This window comes from Microbacterium sp. Y-01 (assembly GCF_003856715.1).
GTDB lineage: Bacteria > Actinomycetota > Actinomycetes > Actinomycetales > Microbacteriaceae > Microbacterium > Microbacterium algeriense.
On the sequence record NZ_CP024170.1, the window covers coordinates 1242540 to 1259665 of the forward strand.

General features: G+C 70.2%; 18 protein-coding genes. 5 read left to right on the forward strand and 13 right to left on the reverse strand.

Annotated elements, in window-relative coordinates:
• Nucleotides 1-63: 63 nt before the first annotated feature.
• From CSX12_RS05795 to CSX12_RS05805, 3 genes are all read right to left on the reverse strand, one after another.
• On the reverse strand, nt 64-726 hold the full coding sequence (locus CSX12_RS05795; RefSeq protein ID WP_124895158.1) for a hypothetical protein: 663 nt from the start codon (nt 724-726) through the stop codon (nt 64-66).
• Between the two features lie 124 nt (nt 727-850).
• Nucleotides 851-1147 carry a Fe-S cluster assembly protein HesB gene (locus tag CSX12_RS05800; RefSeq protein ID WP_124895159.1) on the reverse strand — a complete coding sequence of 99 codons (297 nt, stop codon included), beginning with the start codon at nt 1145-1147 and terminating at the stop codon, nt 851-853.
• 109 nt (nt 1148-1256) lie between these two features.
• Nucleotides 1257-1748, reverse strand: a complete 492-nt coding sequence (locus CSX12_RS05805) for a GNAT family N-acetyltransferase (RefSeq protein WP_192576725.1) — start codon at nt 1746-1748, stop codon at nt 1257-1259.
• Nucleotides 1749-1859: 111 nt separating this feature from the next.
• Here CSX12_RS05805 and CSX12_RS05810 point away from each other — a divergent pair, with 111 nt between their 5' ends.
• Nucleotides 1860-2402, forward strand: coding sequence for a DNA starvation/stationary phase protection protein (locus CSX12_RS05810; protein ID WP_124895160.1), 543 nt, complete (start codon nt 1860-1862; stop codon nt 2400-2402).
• Nucleotides 2403-2409: 7 nt separating this feature from the next.
• On the opposite strand, the gene CSX12_RS05815 is transcribed toward CSX12_RS05810, so the two are convergent.
• Nucleotides 2410-2946 (reverse strand): DUF6328 family protein, encoded by a 537-nt coding sequence (locus tag CSX12_RS05815; RefSeq protein WP_124895161.1) that lies wholly within the window; start codon nt 2944-2946, stop codon nt 2410-2412.
• Nucleotides 2947-3018: 72 nt separating this feature from the next.
• Between CSX12_RS05815 and CSX12_RS05820 the strand changes: the two genes are divergently transcribed.
• Nucleotides 3019-3222 carry a hypothetical protein gene (locus CSX12_RS05820; protein WP_124895162.1) on the forward strand — a complete coding sequence of 68 codons (204 nt, stop codon included), beginning with the start codon at nt 3019-3021 and terminating at the stop codon, nt 3220-3222.
• A 25-nt stretch (nt 3223-3247) separates the two neighbouring features.
• Here CSX12_RS05820 and CSX12_RS05825 read toward each other — a convergent pair whose 3' ends face one another.
• On the reverse strand, nt 3248-3832 hold the full coding sequence (locus tag CSX12_RS05825; RefSeq protein WP_124895163.1) for a 1-acyl-sn-glycerol-3-phosphate acyltransferase: 585 nt from the start codon (nt 3830-3832) through the stop codon (nt 3248-3250).
• A gap of 75 nt (nt 3833-3907) precedes the next feature.
• Between CSX12_RS05825 and CSX12_RS18470 the strand changes: the two genes are divergently transcribed.
• The gene (locus CSX12_RS18470; RefSeq protein ID WP_164479540.1) at nt 3908-4051 is read left to right on the forward strand and encodes a hypothetical protein; all 144 of its coding nucleotides are present in this window, start codon (nt 3908-3910) and stop codon (nt 4049-4051) included.
• A gap of 31 nt (nt 4052-4082) precedes the next feature.
• On the opposite strand, the gene CSX12_RS05830 is transcribed toward CSX12_RS18470, so the two are convergent.
• Nucleotides 4083-5561, reverse strand: a complete 1479-nt coding sequence (locus tag CSX12_RS05830; protein WP_124895164.1) for an MDR family MFS transporter — start codon at nt 5559-5561, stop codon at nt 4083-4085.
• Between the two features lie 165 nt (nt 5562-5726).
• Between CSX12_RS05830 and CSX12_RS05835 the strand changes: the two genes are divergently transcribed.
• On the forward strand, nt 5727-7781 hold the full coding sequence (locus CSX12_RS05835) for an ABC transporter ATP-binding protein (protein WP_124896819.1): 2055 nt from the start codon (nt 5727-5729) through the stop codon (nt 7779-7781).
• 13 nt (nt 7782-7794) lie between these two features.
• Here the strand turns inward: CSX12_RS05835 and CSX12_RS05840 are convergent, their stop codons facing one another.
• From CSX12_RS05840 to CSX12_RS05870, 7 genes are read right to left on the reverse strand one after another with little or no spacing between them, the layout of a single operon-like run.
• Nucleotides 7795-8568: an SDR family oxidoreductase gene (locus tag CSX12_RS05840; RefSeq protein WP_124895165.1), complete on the reverse strand. Its 774-nt coding sequence runs from the start codon at nt 8566-8568 to the stop codon at nt 7795-7797.
• 40 nt (nt 8569-8608) lie between these two features.
• The gene (locus tag CSX12_RS05845) at nt 8609-9556 is read right to left on the reverse strand and encodes a glycosyltransferase (protein WP_124895166.1); all 948 of its coding nucleotides are present in this window, start codon (nt 9554-9556) and stop codon (nt 8609-8611) included.
• 22 nt (nt 9557-9578) lie between these two features.
• Nucleotides 9579-10715, reverse strand: coding sequence for a cysteine desulfurase family protein (locus tag CSX12_RS05850; protein WP_124895167.1), 1137 nt, complete (start codon nt 10713-10715; stop codon nt 9579-9581).
• A gap of 4 nt (nt 10716-10719) precedes the next feature.
• Nucleotides 10720-11571 carry a carboxylating nicotinate-nucleotide diphosphorylase gene (gene nadC / locus CSX12_RS05855; RefSeq protein ID WP_124895168.1) on the reverse strand — a complete coding sequence of 284 codons (852 nt, stop codon included), beginning with the start codon at nt 11569-11571 and terminating at the stop codon, nt 10720-10722.
• Nucleotides 11571-13100: an L-aspartate oxidase gene (gene nadB / locus CSX12_RS05860; protein WP_124895169.1), complete on the reverse strand. Its 1530-nt coding sequence runs from the start codon at nt 13098-13100 to the stop codon at nt 11571-11573. Before nadB ends, nadC begins: the two co-directional genes overlap by 1 nt.
• Entirely contained in the window at nt 13097-14434 is a 1338-nt protein-coding gene (nadA, locus tag CSX12_RS05865) for a quinolinate synthase NadA (RefSeq protein ID WP_124895170.1), read from the reverse strand. Before nadA ends, nadB begins: the two co-directional genes overlap by 4 nt.
• Nucleotides 14431-15147: an NUDIX domain-containing protein gene (locus tag CSX12_RS05870; protein ID WP_026049878.1), complete on the reverse strand. Its 717-nt coding sequence runs from the start codon at nt 15145-15147 to the stop codon at nt 14431-14433. Before CSX12_RS05870 ends, nadA begins: the two co-directional genes overlap by 4 nt.
• A 271-nt stretch (nt 15148-15418) precedes the next feature.
• On the opposite strand from CSX12_RS05870, the gene CSX12_RS05875 reads away from it, so the two are divergent.
• Nucleotides 15419-17110: an ABC transporter substrate-binding protein gene (locus CSX12_RS05875; RefSeq protein ID WP_017203350.1), complete on the forward strand. Its 1692-nt coding sequence runs from the start codon at nt 15419-15421 to the stop codon at nt 17108-17110.
• Nucleotides 17111-17126 lie beyond the last annotated feature (16 nt).

A 17126-nucleotide genomic window follows, 5' to 3' on the forward strand; every position in this document is an offset into this window, starting at 1 on the left:
AGGTGAGCCTGGGGAGTGGGAGCACTCCCCAGGCTACGCGAGTCCCCGGAGGGAGTCGGCGGGTCAGACGTCGCTGAAGTCGTTGGCAGGCGCGTTGATCTGCGTGACGGTGTCGCCGTCCAGCAGGAACAGCAGGTAGAGGGTTCCGACCGAGCCGGGGTGCGTCAGCGACTCGGTGTCCGGAACCTCGCGGCCGCCCAGGCCGAGGTTGGCGGCTGTCGTCGGGTCTTCGTCGTCGACGAGGGCCCAGCCGCCGGCGTCGAGGAGCTCCGCTCTGGTCGCACCGACCCCGACGCCCTCTTCGGTGGTGACGGTGATCCCGTCGACTTCGGCCGCCGTCACCGCGATCGACGCCGGTCCTTCGCCCGCACTGTCGGCCAGGACCCTCAGCCCCTCCCAGTCGTAGGACTGCATGTCGACGTCGTAGCCCTCCATGCCCTCGACGGCCTCAGGGGCGGGCAGCTCGCCCGTGGCATCCTCGAGCAGCGCGAGGAGCGCGGCGGAATCGTCGTACGCCGCGGTGACGGTGCCGTCGTCATCCGTGAAGCTGACGCCATCGAGCGAGATGACCAGCTGAGCGTCGACCTCCGGCTCGGTGGACGCCGAGGGGGACGCGACGGGTGTGCTCGACGGCGTCGAGGAAGACGGAGAGGCGGGGGCGCAGCCGATCAGCAGCGCCGCTGAGCCGGCCAGAACGGCGAGGGCGGAGAGAGAAGAACGTCGCATGCAGCGACACTATCGACTGCCGGGGGGCGTCCCCGGCTCCCTCGGCAGTCGGGATCGAAACGTGATGTCCGACAGACGACAGATGCCGCGACCGAAGCGGTCGCGGCATCCGGGGGGATCGCGGTCAGGCGACCTGCGGGAGGACCGCGAAGGACACGGACCCCTCTTCATCCACTCCCGCGTCGAGGATCTTGTCGTCGAGAGCGGACACGGCCGTCTCGTCGAGGAACAGGCGGGTGCCGGAGATCTCCACGACCTGGTCCTCGGGCTCGGGATCAGCGGTGACGAGCACCGCGAGGCGGGCGCCGTCTGCGCCGGGAGCTTCCGTGGAGTGGATGCGGAGCCCCGCGTCCGGGGCGTCGTTCTGGCGACTCACGAGGGTCGTCACGATGGCGGTGGCGTTGTCGGTGAGGGTGAGCACGAGACTCTCCTTCCGGTTGGGGCATGCCACGGTCGCGGCATGTGTCCGGGCCACGATTCCGGACTCGACGGAGCGTCTCAACCCCCTTGCGGCTATTCGGAGGAGGCTCCTAGCCTTCTCGCAGTCGCTTGCGCAGGAAGACCTGCTCCGTCCCGTCGCCGTCGGGCACCCGCTCGTGCTCCACGTATCCGCACGACTCGTAGAGGCGGATGTTCGCCTCGCTGAGGCTTCCGGTGAACAGCTCGGCCTCGTCGGCAGTCGAGGCGTTCTCTGCGCTCTCGAGCAGCTTGCGCCCGATGCCCTCTCCCTGCATGTCCGGAGCGATCGCGATACGACCGATCAGCAGCAGGCCGTCCTTCTCGACGTAGCGGATCGCGCCCACCAGTCGTCCGTCGATGCGCGCCGTGAGGCCCGACTCCGAGCGGAGTTCCGCTTCCAGCTCCGCCAGGGTCTGCGTGAGCGGCGGCATGTCGACACTGCCGTAGATCGCCGCCTCCGACACGAAGGCCGCGCGCTGGACGGTCAGCACCTCCCCGGCATCCGCATCGCTGATGGGGGCGATGACGACCTCTCCGGGGTCCTGGTCATGCTCGTTCGTCACGTGCTTCCTCTCTGGGGTCAGGAGACACGTTCCGTGCCGGGAGTCATCGGTGTCAACCCCCTCCTGACGGGACGGAGGGCCACGCTAGCGTCGCCCTCAGGAGGTCACAACATGGCTGAGAACAAGACGACGAAGAAGACCGGCAGCTCGAAGGGCGCGGTCAAGACGACCAGGCAGCAGAACGCGGAGAAGGGCTTCACCGCCTCGTCCACTCTCGCGGCGAACCTTCAGGCGGTGCTCGTCGACCTGCTCGACCTCGCCATCCAGGGCAAGCAGGCGCACTGGAACGTGGTCGGTCGCAACTTCCGTGACACGCATCGTCAGCTCGACGAGATCATCGAGGACGCCCGCACGTTCAGCGACACGATCGCGGAGCGGATGCGCGCGCTGCACGCCGTCCCCGACGGGCGGAGCGCGACGATCGCGAAGACCTCGTCCCTGCCCGAGTTCCCCGCCGGCGAGGTCTCGACGACGGAGACCATCGACCTCGTGACCGCCCGTCTCGAGGCGGCCGTCGGCACCGCACGCGACGTGCACGACGCCGTGGACGAGGAGGATCCGACATCCGCGGATCTCCTGCACGCCATCATCGAGCGCCTCGAGCAGTTCGCGTGGATGGTCAGCGCAGAGAACCGGAGCCCCGCCGGTCGCTGACGCCGACTCAGGTGTTCTCCGCCGCGGACGGCCCATCCTGGCCGCGCCCGCGGCGGAGAACCTGAGGCAGCGCCAGCCAGAGGGCGATGACGAGGATGAGCGAGACCACGAGGGCGACCACACCCGCGGTCCGTCCGACCGTGAAGTCGACGATCAGCGTCGTCACACCGATCGTGAGGGCGCCGATCACGACGAGATCGATCTTCACGATGCGCGCGGCGACCCGGACGAGATCGGGCTTTCGTCGACTGCCGAACAGCGCTCGGTGCAGGCCGACGGGAGCGAGCGCGAGGATCGTCGCCACTGCGGCGAGAGCGACCAGGACCACGTACACATCGCGCTGCACCGCGTCCATGTCGGTGAAGCGCGGCTGGAAAGCCACCGCGAGGAGGAATCCCGTGAGGATCTGGGTACCCGTCTGCATGACTCGAAGCTCCTGGAGGAGCTCGTCCCAGTTGCGGTCGGCGCGCTCGTTCGCCGTCTCGTCGCGTCCGTCGCGGCGGTCGTCATGGTCGCGCGCCGTGCCGGGTGAATCCGTCGTCATGGCCTCATCTTCGCGGCCGATGGGCGATGGTGTCCACAGGGTTGCGTCAGCGCGCCGAAGCGGGGCGGCGCGATGACGCTTCCTCCGGCTCGGGAGTGGTGGTCGCGCCTGTCGCCCGAGGCGCGACGCGAGGTGCTCGACAGCGCCTCGCCGCGCCTGGAGGAGACGGTCCGCGAGGAGATCCGCGAGGTCACGGGCGCCGTCGTCGGGATGGTCGAGGAGCTCACCGATGAAGATCTCGACTACGTGCGAGCGCACGCCGAGCCGGACGACTGAGCGCCGGGAGCGCGCTCCGATCGCCTCAGTCGTCGGAGTCGGGCGACAGCTCTTCCCGGAGCCGCGGCTCGGTGCGTCGTTCCGGCCGCAGGCCGGCCTTGTCGGCGTAGAACGCGCGGATCCGGTCCATGTCGGCAGCCACGTCGCCGGTCAGGTCGAGGGTCGGACCGAGTCCGGTGGTCATGGTCGTGCGGTCGACGAAGCCCAGGGTCACCGGCATTCCGGTGGCCCGCGCGATCCGGTAGAACCCCGACTTCCAGTAGTCGTTGCCGCCCCGCGTTCCGTCGGGAGTGACCACGAGCCCGAACACCTCACCCGCATGAACCTGCCCGACGACGTTGTTCACGACGCGCGCGGGGTCGTCGCGGTCGACGGCGATGCCGCCGAGCGCGCGCATGATCGGGCCGCGCCACCCCCGGAACAGGCTCTTCTTGCCGAGCCAGTGCACATCGATCCGCAGCTGCCAGGCGATCGCGAGCATCAGGACGAAGTCCCAGTTCGAGGTGTGCGGGGCGCCGACCAGGACCGTGGGGCGGGTGGGGGCGGCTTCGCTCACGAGCGTCCACCGGCTGAGCGTCCAGAAGATGCGGGCGAAGAGGCGTCTGAGCATCTGTCCACCGTACGGGAATCCAGCTGTCCAACCGCTGGCGGCGCCACCTCCGCTGAGCAGGCGTACGATCGAGGGATGACCAAGATCCAGCAGGAGACGGAACAGGATGCGCCCAACGGGCTGCAGCCGCTTCCCGACGCGCTGAACCTGCTCGACGGCGACGCCGTCGGGTACTGCAGCAACGGCGTCTGCCACATCCCCGCGCCGAAGACGCAGTGACAGGCAGACGCCGTCGCCGTTGACCGTCGGGTCAGTGCCCGCCGTGGAACCCCTCGCCGGCGTCGTCGGCCGGCTTCCGCACGAACGGGCTGAGCGCCACCGCCGCGAGCGAGATGATCGCCGCGATCAGGAAGGCCATCCGCGCTCCCGGCGCACCCGCGACCGCGCGGGACAGGCCCTCGGCCTCGCCGGCGTGCAGGATCGCCGAGTAGGTGACCGTGAGCAGGGCCACACCGGCCGCGCCGCCCACCTGCTGCAGCGTGTTCAGCACCGCCGATCCGTGCGAGTACAGGGAGCGCTGGAGCGAGCCCAGCGAAGCGGAGAACAGCGGCGTGAACGACATCGCCAGTCCGACCGACATCGCGGCCTGCACGATGATCAGCACCCACCACACGGTGTGCTCGCCGACCGTCGAGTAGAAGAACAGCGACGCGGACACGAGGATCGTGCCGGGGATCAGCAGCGGCCGCGTGCCGCGCGCGTCGTACACGCGACCCATGATCGGACCCAGCAGACCCATCAGCACGGAACCAGGGAGCAGGATCAGTCCGGACTCGAGGGCGTTCAGTCCGGCCACGTTCTGCAGGTACTGCGGCAGCAGGGTGAGCGTCCCGAACATCGACAGCGCCAGGATCGTCATGATGATCACCGAGAACGTGAAGTTGCTCGAGCGGAACACGCGCAGGTCGAGCAGGGCGTCGTCGATGCGCTGCAGCACGAGCTGACGCCACACGAACAGGGCGAGCGAGACGGCGCCGACGACCAGGGCGATGATGCCGGTCAGCTCACCCGACCCGCCCTCTCCGCCGAACTGGCTGAGGCCGAAGACGATGCCGCCGAAGCCGAGCGCCGCGAGGGAGATCGAGAGCACATCGAGCGGGACGGCACGCGTCTCGCCGAGGTTCGTCATCCACTTCGCGCCCATGGCGAGAGCCACGATCGCGATCGGGAGGATGATGGCGAACAGCGCGCGCCAGTTCAGCGTCTCGAGGACCGCGCCGGCGAGGGTCGGGCCGATCGCCGGAGCGAGCGAGATGACGAGACCGACGCGACCCATCATCCGGCCGCGGGACTGCGGCGGGACGACGTTCATGATCGTGGTCATCAGCAGCGGCATCATGATGCCGGTGCCGGCGGCCTGGATCACGCGGCCGATGAGCAGCACGGAGAAACCGGGCGCCACGAGGGCGACCAGCGTGCCGAGCGAGAACGCGACCATCGCGGCGATGAACACCTGACGGGTCGTGAAGCGCTGCAGGATGAATCCGGTCGTCGGGATGACGACGGCCATCGTCAGCATGAACGCGCTGGTCAGCCACTGGCCGAGCTCCGGCGGGATGCCGAGATCCGCATTCAGATGCGGGATCGCGATGCCCATCGTGGTCTCGTTGAGGATGGCGACGAAAGCGGCGACGAGGAGCAGCCAGATCACCCGCATGTCCTTGCGGGAGATCTCGGCCGCTGCCGGTGCAGGGGGCGTCGAGATGGAGCCGGTATCGACGGCAGACATGGGCGGCCTCCAAGGCGAGGAAGAAGTGGATGTCGCGAGAGTTCGCAAGAGTCATTCAGCGTAACGGCACTCTCGGACATTTCATTCCGAATTCACAGAGAATCCGCCGTCGGCAGACTCACGCGCCTCGTTGTCCTCGGGGCTGGGTACGCTGGCGCCATGAGCATGGGTGGTGGAATGGGCGGCGGTCCCCGCGGCGGATTCCGTGGCGTGGACGAGGATGCGCAGCGCAGGCTGAACGCCGAGGCGCCCCGCATCCCCGGTCTCGGCGGCCGCGTGATCGCGCTGTTCCGCGCCTACCGCTGGCGCATCCTCTTCACGGGCGTCCTGGTCGTGGTCGGGGCGGCGATCGCGGTCGTGCCCCCGCTGATCGTCCAGCGCATCTTCGATGACGCGCTGTTCCCGGTCGCAGGCGGCGGTCCGCACCTGGAGCTGCTCGGGTGGCTCGTGGCCGCCATGGTGGGACTGTTCCTGCTGTCGGCGGTCCTGGGCGTCGCGCAGACATGGCTCACCGCGACGGTCGGAAACAGCGTCACCGGCGATCTCCGCGTGAAGCTCTTCGAACACCTGCAGGCGATGGAGCTGGGCTTCTTCACCCGCACCAAGACGGGTGTCATCCAGTCGCGTCTGCAGAACGACGTCGGCGGTGTCTCCGGTGTGCTGACCAACACCGTGACGAGCATCCTCGGCAACGTCGTGACGGTCATCGCCTCGCTCGTCGCGATGATCCTGATCGACTGGCGGCTGACGCTCATCGCGGTGATCATGATGCCCTTCCTGATCGTGGTGCAGCGCCGGGTCGGCCAGGTCAGGGCGCGGATCGCGGGGGAGACCCAGGAGTCGCTGTCGGAGCTCACCTCGATCACGCAGGAGACGCTGAGCGTGTCCGGCATGCTGCTGTCGAAGGCGTTCAACCGGCAGCGCACGGAATCGCAGCGCTACCAGGCCGAGAACCGCAACCAGGTGCGGCTGCAGGTTCGGCGGGCGATGAGCGGGCAGGGCTTCTTCGCGGTCGTGCAGGTGCTCATGGCGAGCGTGCCCGCGGTGATCTACCTGGTCTCGGGGTATCTGATCGCGGGTGGAACGGGGGCGATCACGGCGGGAACGGTCGTGGCCTTCACCACGGTGCAGGCGCGGCTGCTCATGCCGCTCATGGGGCTCATGCGCGTCTCGCTCGACCTCCAGACCTCCTCGGCGCTGTTCGCGCGCATCTTCGAGTACCTCGACCTGGTGCCGGAGATCGAGGACGCGGCGGACGCCATCACCGTGGACGAGGCTCCCGGCCCGCGCGGCCGGATCGAGTTCGCCGACGTCGTGTTCCGCTACCCGGACGCCTCACCGGACGCGCGTCCGACCCTCGACGGCGTGTCCTTCGTGGCGGAGCCCGGAAAGCAGGTCGCCTTCGTCGGCCCTTCGGGGGCGGGCAAGACGACGATCCTGTATCTCGCGCCGCGACTGTACGAGGCGAAGGGCGGCACGGTGCTGTTCTCCGGCGCCGACGTGCGCACCCTCACGCAGGAGTCGATCATCGACAACGTCGGCATCGTGTCCCAGGAGACGTATCTGTTCCACGCGACCATCCGCGAGAACCTGCGCTACGCCAAGCCGGACGCGACCGACGAGGAGCTGGTCGCGGCCTGCACGGCGGCGAACATCCACCACATCATCGCGGGGTTCGAGGAGGGGTACGACACCGTCGTGGGCGAGCGCGGCTACCGCCTCTCCGGGGGCGAGAAGCAGCGCATCGCGATCGCGCGCGTCCTGCTGAAGGACCCGCCGGTGCTCTTGCTGGACGAAGCGACCTCGGCGCTCGACACGGTGTCGGAGCGCGTGGTGCAAGAGGCGCTGGACGAGGCGGCGAAGGGACGCACGACGCTGTCGATCGCCCATCGTCTGTCCACGGTCATGGGCGCCGACGTGATCCACGTCCTCGAGGCCGGCCGTATCGTCGAGTCCGGGACTCATGCGGAACTCCTGGCCCGGGGTGGGCTCTATGCCGAGCTCGCCGCCGAGCAGGTCGCGGCCACCCGCGTGCTCGAGACCGAGGCGGAGGTCGAGGAGGCCGTGACCGGCGGCGCCACGGCCCCCCTCGCGGAGCGTCGCGCAGACCGTGCCCCGGCCGACTCGGCGGGTGCCGACGCCGTCGCCGTGATCACCGCCGCCGTGCCGTTGCTGTCGGAGCCGCGCCCCGACGAGAGGGTCTACCCGCCCGAGGCCTGAGTCCGCCCGAGTCTCAGTGCACCGAGAGCCCGCCATCGACGAACAGCGACTGCCCCGTGATGTACCCCGATCCTGCCCCGGCGAGGAAGACCGCGGCGGCCGCGAAGTCGCTCGGCACCCCGTTCCGACCGATCATCGTGCGCGCGGCGAGTTCGGCGACCTTCTCCGGATCCTCCTGCAGGCGGGCGTTGAGCGGTGTGAGGACGAACCCCGGGACGAGGCTGTTGCTCGTGACGCCCGTGCCGCCCCAGGCCTCCGCCTCGGAGCGCATGAGCGACTCGACCGCGCCCTTCGACGCGCCGTACACGCCGCTGCCGACGAAGGCGCGGTGCGCCTGCTGCGAGCTGATGTGGATGAGGCGGCCGTACTCGCGTTCGGCCATACCCCGGGCGTAGGCCTGACCGAGCAGGAACGGAGCGAGCGCGTTGACCGTCATCGTCGCGTCCCAGTCGTCCTCCGTGATCTCCGGGTACGGCGGCCGGATGTTGATCCCCGCGGAGTTCACGAGGATGTCCGGCTCTCCGAAGGGCGCCGCGGCGGCATCCGCGACCGAGCGGATCCCCGCCCTGGTGCTGAGGTCGCCCACCACTCCGGCGGCTCGGCAGCCGAGGCCGCGCAGCTCGTCGACGGTCTCGCCGACACGATCCTCGCCCCGGGCGACGACGACGGTCGCCGCTCCCGCCCTGGCGAGCGCCGTGGCGATGCCGCGGCCGATGCCCGAGCTGCCGCCGGTGACGACGGCCGTGCGGCCGTCCAGGGAGAACAGGGAGGCGAGGTAGTCGTTCATGTGGTCACCAGGGCTTTCGTCGGGAGAGGGCACAGCACGGTCACCACGCGAGGGCGGCGGCGAGCGCAGGGTCGGGGGCGGCGTCGGCGAACTCCGGCAGTGACCGGAGTTCGCGGATGAACGCGTCGACCTCGGACGCGTAGGCGGGGTCGGGGTGGCTTGCGGCGATCTCGAGGAGCGGCGCGACGTCCATCGCGAGGATCAGCTCCAGTCGGCAGATGACGGCCTCGCGGGCCCCGGCCTCGTGCAGCACGCGGATGCCCCCGCGCAGGGCGTCGAGGTAGTCGCGCAGCACGGGCAGCTTCGACCTGCTCTGCGTGATCGAGGTTCCGTCGGCGCGGAGACGCCAGTCCACGACGACGTCGGGGATCACGTCGAACGTCCTCGCCCGCGTGTACATCTGCTGCGCCACGACCTGATCCTCGTATGCCACGCCCTCCGGGAAGCGCAGGTCGCGCCAGAAGTCGGTGCGGCTCAGCTTGGACCAGGCCACGATGTTGGACACCGCCCGCGGATGGGCGGCGAGCGTCGTCGCGAGGCGCTCCGGAGCCGTCGCGGCAGCGACCCAGGGCTGGACGCGCCCGGACCGGTAGCGGCCGTCGTGCAGGCGGGTGCGCACGTAGGCGCCGGCGACGAAGTCGCTGCCCGTCCGTTCGAGTGTGCCGACGAGGCGGGCCAGTGCGTCGGGGCGGAGTTCGTCGTCGCCGTCGAGGAACCCGACGTACGGGGTGTCGACACGATCGAGGCCGACGTTGCGGGCGGCGCCCAGCCCGCGGGAGGCCTCATGCGGGATCACCGCGAACCGGTCGTCGTCGGCAGCGGCGGCGGCGAAGATCGCTCCCGTGTCATCGGTTGATCCGTCGTCGATGAGGATCGCGCGCCAACGGCATTCCGTCTGCCCGCGCAGCGACGCGATGGCGGCCGGAGCGAACGCGGCGATGTCTCGACCGGGGACGATCAGCGTGGCGATCGGGGCGGATGCAGTCACCAGCCGAGTCTAGGGCGACGGCTCAGGCGCGAGCCGCGCGTACGGCGTCCGCGACGAGCGCGGCCAGCCGGTCCGGCGCGTCGTCGGGCAGCGCCTCTCGACCGAACGTGAACCGCACGGACGTCTGAGCGATCTCCGGAGCGACGGCGCAGGCGAGCAGCACATGCGACGGCTCGTCACGCCCTGCCGCGCACGCCGAGCCGCTGGACGAGATGACTCCGCGCCGCTCCAGCTCCAGCAGCACGGATTCCCCGCTGACACCGGCGAACGTGAAGCTCGCGGTGCCGGGGAGCCGATGCACGGGGTGGCCGGTGAGCGCGGCTTCCTCGACACGGTCGAGGACCCGGGTGATGAACGCCGTCGTCGCCGCGCCGATCCGCGCCGCAGCGGCCTCGCGGTCCGCCTCGGCGAGCTCCAGCGCGGTCGCCAGTGCCACGGCGCCCGCGACGTTCTCGGTGCCGGAGCGTCGTCCGCGCTCCTGGCCCCCGCCGTGCAGCAGAGGCTCCAGCGGGACACGGCCACGCACCACGAGCGCTCCGGTGCCTTTCGGAGCGCCGAGCTTGTGGCCCGCGAGCGAGACGGCATCCGCGCCCACACCCCGCAGCGGCAGCCAGCCCGCCGATTGCACCGCGTCCAGGTGCAGCAGTGCCCCCGCTGCGTGGGCGACCGCCGAGAGCGCTGCCGCGTCCTGCACCGTGCCGATCTCGTTGTTGGCGTGGCCGATCGAGATGAGCGCGGTGTCATCGCGCAGGGCAGCGGAGAGGTCGGTGGGGGCGATCCTCCCCGTCTCGTCCACGGGAAGCCGCGTCACGATCACGCCGTGGAAGCGCTCGAGGTAGGAGGCGGACTCCAGGATCGATTCGTGCTCGATCGGCGACACCACCAGGTGCCGCCGCCCGGCCTGCAGCCCGGCGAGCACGATGCCCTTCACCGCGAGGTTGTTCGCCTCGGTGCCGCCGCCGGTGAAGACGACGTCGCCGGTGCGCATCCCGAGCACCCCGGCGACCCGGGCGCGAGCATCCTCGAGCGCGTTCGCCGCCGCTTCGCCCGCGGTGTGGTGACTCGAGGGGTTGCCGAACACCCCGGTGAGGTACGGCGCCATGGCGGAGAGCACCTCCGTGCGCACGGGGGAGGTGGCGGCGTGGTCGAGATACAGCACGGGCTCAGTCGATCCGCAGGTCGAGCCCGAGGTCGAGCGCACGCGCGGAATGGGTGAGCGCGCCCACGGAGATCACATCGACGCCGCAGCGCGCGATGTCTCCGACCGTGTCCAGGTCGACGCCGCCGGAGGCCTCCACGATCGCCCTGTCGCCGATGAGGGCGACGCCCTGACGCAGCTCGTCGAGGGAGAAGTTGTCGAGGAGCACCGTGTGCGCGCCGCCGTCGAGGACGGCGGGGATCTGGTCGAGGCGGTCGACCTCGACGACGACGTGCGTGGTGTGCGGCAGCCGCGACAGGGCGTCGCGCAGCGCGGACGCGAGGTCGAGGCCGGAACGGGTGAGCACGGCGAGATGGTTGTCCTTGGCCATCACGGCGTCGGACAGCGAGTACCGGTGGTTGCGGCCGCCTCCGGATGCGACCGCGTGTCGTTCGAAGGCGCGCAGACCCGGAGTCGTCTTGCGGGTGTCGGCGATCCGCGCCTGCGTGCCCGCGACCGCGGCCACGTAGGCGGCGGTCAGCGTCGCGATCCCGCTCATGCGCTGGGCGAAGTTGAGCGCGACGCGCTCGGCGGTGAGGATGCTGCGCGCCGCGCCGGACACCGAAGCCAGGGCGTCGCCCGCGGCGAACTCGTCGCCGTCCGCGACGTGCAGGTCGATCGTCAGGCCCGGGTCCGTGCGGGCGAAGGCCGTCGCGAACACCTCTCCGCCGCTGAAGACCCCCGGCTCGCGGGCGACGAGGTCGGCGGTGGCGGTGGCATCGGCCGGGAGCAGCGTCGTGCTCGTGAGGTCTCCCCAGGGGGCGTCCTCTTCCAGGGCGGCGCCGACGACGCGATCGATGGTGGCGCGGGTGAGCATCAGACGGACTCCAGGATCGAGGCGAGAGGGCGGGCGTGAGCGTTTTCGGGCACCGTGTCGTCGATCCGGTGATGCGCCCCCAGGGACGACGTCCTGATCAGGGCCGCCGTGGCGGCGGCGTGTGCGAGCAGCAGGAGGTTGGCGTCCTCGTGCTCGGCGATCGTCGCGGGGTCGGCGGTGCTCGCGGACCAGCTCCGCAGCGTCGCGAGCGCGTCCACCAGACCCGTCTCGCTGCGGAGCAGCCCCACCGCTTCCCACATGAGCTGCTGCAGCGCCGCGCGGCTGAAGGGCGGGGTGGGGGAGGAGGAGCTCGGCGGCGCGGCTTCGACAGCGACCGTCGCCGCACGCCGCGGGCCGGGCGGGTGGGCGGTCGACGGAGCGAGCGCAGCCGCCGCCCTGGCACCGAAGACGGCACCCTCGAGGAGTGAGTTCGAGGCCAGACGATTCGCGCCGTGGACGCCGGTCCGAGCGACCTCTCCGACGGCGAAGAGGCCGGGGAGCGACGTGCGGCCGTCGAGATCGGTGACCACTCCGCCCATCAGATAGTGCGCTGCGGGCGTCACCGGGAGCGGCTCTCGCGACCAGTCGAAGCCGCGGGCCCTCGTCACGCGGTCGATGGTCGGGAACCGTCGCATCAGAACGGCCTCACCGAGGCCCGTGGCGTCCAGACGGACGGGGGAGCCCTGGATGGCGGCCTGGCGTGCGATCGCGCGGGAGACCACGTCCCGCGGGGCGAGCTCGCCGTCGGGGTGGCTGTCGAACGCGAAGCGCCGACCGTGGTCGTCGATCAGGGCGGCGCCTTCGCCTCGCACGGCCTCGGAGATGAGGAAGGGCGGCCCGGACGCCAGGATCGTGGGGTGGAACTGCACGAACTCGAGATCGGCGACGGCCGCGCCGGCCCGCAGGGCGGCAGCGATCCCGTCGCCGGTGGCGCCGTGCGGGTTGGTGGTGTGCGCGTAGAGCTGACCGGCGCCGCCGGTCGCGAGGATCACCGCATCCGCCGCGAGCTCCGTCAGCGCATCCCGGCGCAGCAGACGCACTCCCGTCGCCGCGCCGTCGACCACGACGAGGTCCAGCAGGAACGCCTGCTCGATCACCGTGATCATGGTGCGCCGCACGGCGTCCACGAGAGCAGTCGCGATCGCTGCTCCGGTGGCGTCCCCACCCGCATGGACGATGCGCGCGTGCCGGTGCGCGGCTTCTCGGCCGAGCTGCAGAGCACCGTCCTCGTCGCGGTCGAACGCGACGCCACGCGCGATGAGCTCCGCGATCCGGGCGCCGGCGTCCGCCACGAGGGCCTGCACGGCCGCGGGATCCGCGTGTCCCGCTCCCGCCGCCATGGTGTCCTCCGCGTGCTGCGCGGCGGAGTCGCGCTCGCCGTACATCCCGGCCACGCCGCCCTGCGCGAGCCGGGTGCACCCGTCGCCCAGGCTGCCCTTCGTGACGAGCGTCACCCTGTGGCCGGCTTCCTGCGCATGCAGAGCAGCCGTGAGTCCCGCGATGCCCGAGCCCGCGACGACGACGTTCATCGTGCGCCGGCGCTCACGGGAGGCTTCGCGGCGAGCATCCGCTCCAGGGCCACGCGCGCGGGGTCGGCCACCTCGTCGCTCACGGTGATGCGGTTCGGGGTGCGTCCTGCGACGAGCTCCTCGAGGACCCAGGCGAGGTAGCCGGGGTGGATGCGGTACATCGTCGAACAGGGGCACACCACGGGGTCGAGGCAGAAGATCTCGTGCTGCGGGTACTGGGCCGCGAGTCGGCGGACGAGATTGATCTCGGTGCCGATCGCGAAGGTCGTCGGCTCGGTGGCGGAGTCGATGGCACGGCGGATGTACTCGGTAGAGCCTGCCTCGTCGGCGGCGTCCACGACCTCCATCGGGCACTCCGGATGCACGATGACCCGCACGCCGGGGTGCTCGACGCGGGCACGGTCGATCTGCTCGACCGTGAAGCGGCGATGCACCGAGCAGAACCCGTGCCACAGGATCACGCGGGAGTCCCGCAGTTCGTCGGCGGACGATCCGCCGAGCGCTCGCCGCGGGTTCCACATCGGCATGCGGTCCAGCGGCACGCCCATCGCCTTGGCGGTGTTGCGGCCGAGGTGCTGGTCGGGGAAGAACAGCACCCGGCGTCCGCGCTCGAAGGCCCACTCGAGCACGGTGCGGGCGTTGGAGGAGGTGCAGACGATCCCGCCGTGCCGCCCGACGAAGCCCTTGATCGCCGCGGAGGAGTTCATGTAGGTCACCGGGATCACCGGCACGCGGCCCTCGGGATCGACGGCTTCGAGGTCGCCGAAGATCTCCTCGAGCTGCTCCCAGCACTCCTCGACCTGGTCGATGTCCGCCATGTCGGCCATCGAGCATCCGGCGGCGAGGTTCGGCAGGACCACGGCCTGGTCGGGCCGGGAAAGCAGGTCGGCGGTCTCGGCCATGAAGTGCACCCCGCAGAAGACGATGGCCTCGGCCTCCGTCCTGCCCTTGGCCGCTGTCGCGAGCTGGAACGAATCCCCGACGTAGTCCGCGTGCTGCACCACCTCCTCGCGCTGATAGAAGTGACCGAGGACCACCACGCGGTCGCCGAGGGTGTCCTTCGCGGCGCGGATGCGCTCGTGGAGCTCGTCCTCTCCGGCCTCGCGGTACGCGGCGGGCAGCTCGCCCTGACGCGGAGCGCCGGTGGGGATCACGTCGCCCATCGAGGAGCCGGGGCCGTAGCCGGGGCGGGCGTCGAAGTCCCACGGGCCGGCGGCGAGATCGGTGGTGCAGGTGGCGTCGGTCGAGGCGCCGCTCACGATCGCCTGGATCGCGTGGTCGACGGAGGCGTCGCGCGGGGGGACCGCGGGAGCGGGGACGACGGTGATGCTCATCGGGTGCTCGTTTCTTCGGGACCGAGGGGGCCGCGATCGGCCAGCTCGACGTCGGTGTTGTCGCGGTACAGACGCGCTGGGCGGTGGCTGCCGGTGCGGAATCGATCGGTGGGGATCAGGTTTCCCGCCGCCTCGACCTGACGGCGGAAGTTCGCCGGGTCGAGCTGTCGACCGAGGATCGATTCGTACGCCTCACGGAGTTCGGCGAGCGTGAACTCCTCCGGGAGGAATCCCTGCGCGACGCGGCTGTAGCCGACCTTGTTCCGCAGGCGCCAGAGGGCGTAGTCGACGATGCGGGAGTGGTCGAAGGCGAGTTCGGGCAGCTCGTCGACGTCGAACCACCGCACGTTCTCGGGAGCGCGGCCGGAGGCGCGGTGTGCGGCGATCTGCGCGGTCACATCGTCCTGCCGCAGAAGTGCCCAGTACACGATCGACACGACGCGGGTGGGGGAGCGGTCGACCGCACCGAAGGCGTAGAGCTGCTCCAGGTAGCTGGGGGAGAGGCCGGTCGTCTCGGCGAGCGTGCGCGCCGCGGCGTCGACGGGCGACTCGGCGGCGGTGAGCCACCCACCCGGGAGCGCCCACTGGTCGGCGTAGGGGTCCCGCGTGCGCAGGACCAGGGGCAGGGCGAGGACTGCGCTCCCGTCTTCGCCCCGGCGCAGCGTGAGGATCACGGTCGACACCGCGACCTGGATCCCGTCACTTTGAGTCATTGTAACCCTAACCTCCTGTCGTCGATCTTAGTGTCACCTCGACTCTTTGTGCACGCAGATGACGCCGCGGGGTCGTCGAGTCCGAAACGTTATCTGCGGGCCTGCGAGAGTCTTGTCCGTCGGGGCGGGGTTTGTTAGGTTACTGTCCTAACAAACCCCTTCGAGGTGGCTGTCCAACCGCCTCCCTGGGCGTCCGGGAACCCCATCGCGGGGTTCTGCTCCATCCGGAGCGATCCCTCCTGCAGTGCAGCACCGAGAGGAAACAACAGAAATGATCCGTAACGGAAAGCGCAGACTCGCGCTCACCGCGGTCGCCGGAGCCTCCGTCCTCGCCCTGGGCCTCACCGCCTGCGGCGCCGGTGGCAACGAAGGCGGAGACGCCGACAGCGACCGTGCCCTTCGTGTCTGGGCGGGAAGCCAGACCCCGATCACCGCGAACTACAACCCGTTCGCGCCGACCGTGCTCCACGGCGCGCTCGGTCCGATCTACGAACCGCTCTTCTTCTACAACAAGACGAAGGACGCCGAGCCCGTCGGGCTGATCGGCGACTCGTTCGAGTACAACGAGGACGGCACCCAGATCACCGTCACGATCAAGCCCGACCTCAAGTGGAGCGACGGCGAGCCGCTCACCGCGAAGGACGTCGCGTTCTCGTTCAACTACGAGGCGAACAACCCCGAGGGCAACGGTCTGATCTCCGCCGAGGCGACGGACGACACGACCGCCGTGCTCACCTACTCCAGCGCGCAGTACACCACCGAGTTCCAGCGCATGGGTTCCAGCTACATCCTCCCCGAGCACATCTGGAAGGACGTCGACGACTTCGCGAACTTCACCAACGAGGAGCCCGTCGGCTCGGGCCCGTACGTGGTGGACAAGACCACCAGCGAGTCGTACACCCTGGTCGCGAACGAGAACTACCGCGGCGCGGACGACCTCGCCGTGAAGAAGGTCCAGTACATCGCGGTCGACAACAACCAGACCGCGCAGGACCTGCTCGCAGCCGGCAAGCTCGACTGGACGGGCATGTTCATCCCGAACCCGGACGACGTGACCTCCAACGGCAAGATCGACTGGATCAACACCCCCCAGGACCCGACCGTGCTGTACACGTGCTCGAACGCCGAGCTCGGATGCACGGGCCCGCAGACCGATGTCGCGGTGCGCCAGGCGCTGAACGTCGCCATCGACCGCGCGACCATCAAGGACAAGGCGTTCGTGGGTCTGACCGGCGACATCTCGCCCGCGTACACCCTGCTGCCGCGCGACGAGAAGTGGCTCGCCGACCCGGCCAACGAGGTCAGCCCGCAGGAGGCGAACGCCGCAGAGGCCGGCGAGATCCTCGAGGCCGCCGGATACACGAAGGGCTCGTCCGGGATCTACGAGAAGGACGGCGCCCCCGTCGAGCTCAACCTGATCTCGGTCGACGGCTGGACGGACTACAACGACGCCGCGAAGCTGATCGCCGAGCAGGCCGAGGCAGCGGGCATCAAGGTGACCGCTTCGACCGTGCAGTGGCAGGAGTTCTCCGACGCTCGTCAGGGCGGCAACTTCCAGCTCATCGTCGGCGGCGTCATCGGCACGTCGGTCGCCGACCCGTTCCAGATCTACCGCGACTGGTTCGGCGGCACCGCGGTGGAGTCCACCAGCCCCGTCGGCGAGGAGATCCCCGCCGGTCGCTGGAACTTCAGCCGGTACAGCAACCCGAAGGTCGACGAGGCCATCCAGGCCGCGATCAGCACGAACGACGAGGCCGAGAAGAAGGAGCTGTACGGCACGATCCAGACCGAGATCGTCCGTGACCTGCCCTACATCCCGCTCGTGATCAACGCGACGCAGACCTTCTACAACACGAAGGACTACACCGGCTGGCCGACCGAGGAGGACCTCTACGCCTTCCCGCCGTCCTGGGGTGCGATCGCCGCGGGCTACGTGCTGACGCAGATCAAGCCGGCCGGCTGAGTCGAGAGGAGTCGGG

Coding starts and splice junctions, on each gene's coding strand:
- CSX12_RS05815 (WP_124895161.1), bottom strand. CDS start 2,946: ATGACGACGGATTCACCCGGCACGGCGCGCGACCATGACGACCGCCGC.
- CSX12_RS18470 (WP_164479540.1), top strand. CDS start 3,908: ATGACCAAGATCCAGCAGGAGACGGAACAGGATGCGCCCAACGGGCTG.
- nadB (WP_124895169.1), bottom strand. CDS start 13,100: ATGAACGTCGTCGTCGCGGGCTCGGGCATCGCGGGACTCACGGCTGCT.
- CSX12_RS05820 (WP_124895162.1), top strand. CDS start 3,019: ATGACGCTTCCTCCGGCTCGGGAGTGGTGGTCGCGCCTGTCGCCCGAG.
- nadA (WP_124895170.1), bottom strand. CDS start 14,434: ATGAGCATCACCGTCGTCCCCGCTCCCGCGGTCCCCCCGCGCGACGCC.
- nadC (WP_124895168.1), bottom strand. CDS start 11,571: ATGCTCACCCGCGCCACCATCGATCGCGTCGTCGGCGCCGCCCTGGAA.
- CSX12_RS05830 (WP_124895164.1), bottom strand. CDS start 5,561: ATGTCTGCCGTCGATACCGGCTCCATCTCGACGCCCCCTGCACCGGCA.
- CSX12_RS05835 (WP_124896819.1), top strand. CDS start 5,727: ATGGGTGGTGGAATGGGCGGCGGTCCCCGCGGCGGATTCCGTGGCGTG.
- CSX12_RS05840 (WP_124895165.1), bottom strand. CDS start 8,568: ATGAACGACTACCTCGCCTCCCTGTTCTCCCTGGACGGCCGCACGGCC.
- CSX12_RS05870 (WP_026049878.1), bottom strand. CDS start 15,147: ATGACTCAAAGTGACGGGATCCAGGTCGCGGTGTCGACCGTGATCCTC.
- CSX12_RS05875 (WP_017203350.1), top strand. CDS start 15,419: ATGATCCGTAACGGAAAGCGCAGACTCGCGCTCACCGCGGTCGCCGGA.
- CSX12_RS05825 (WP_124895163.1), bottom strand. CDS start 3,832: ATGCTCAGACGCCTCTTCGCCCGCATCTTCTGGACGCTCAGCCGGTGG.
- CSX12_RS05795 (WP_124895158.1), bottom strand. CDS start 726: ATGCGACGTTCTTCTCTCTCCGCCCTCGCCGTTCTGGCCGGCTCAGCG.
- CSX12_RS05810 (WP_124895160.1), top strand. CDS start 1,860: ATGGCTGAGAACAAGACGACGAAGAAGACCGGCAGCTCGAAGGGCGCG.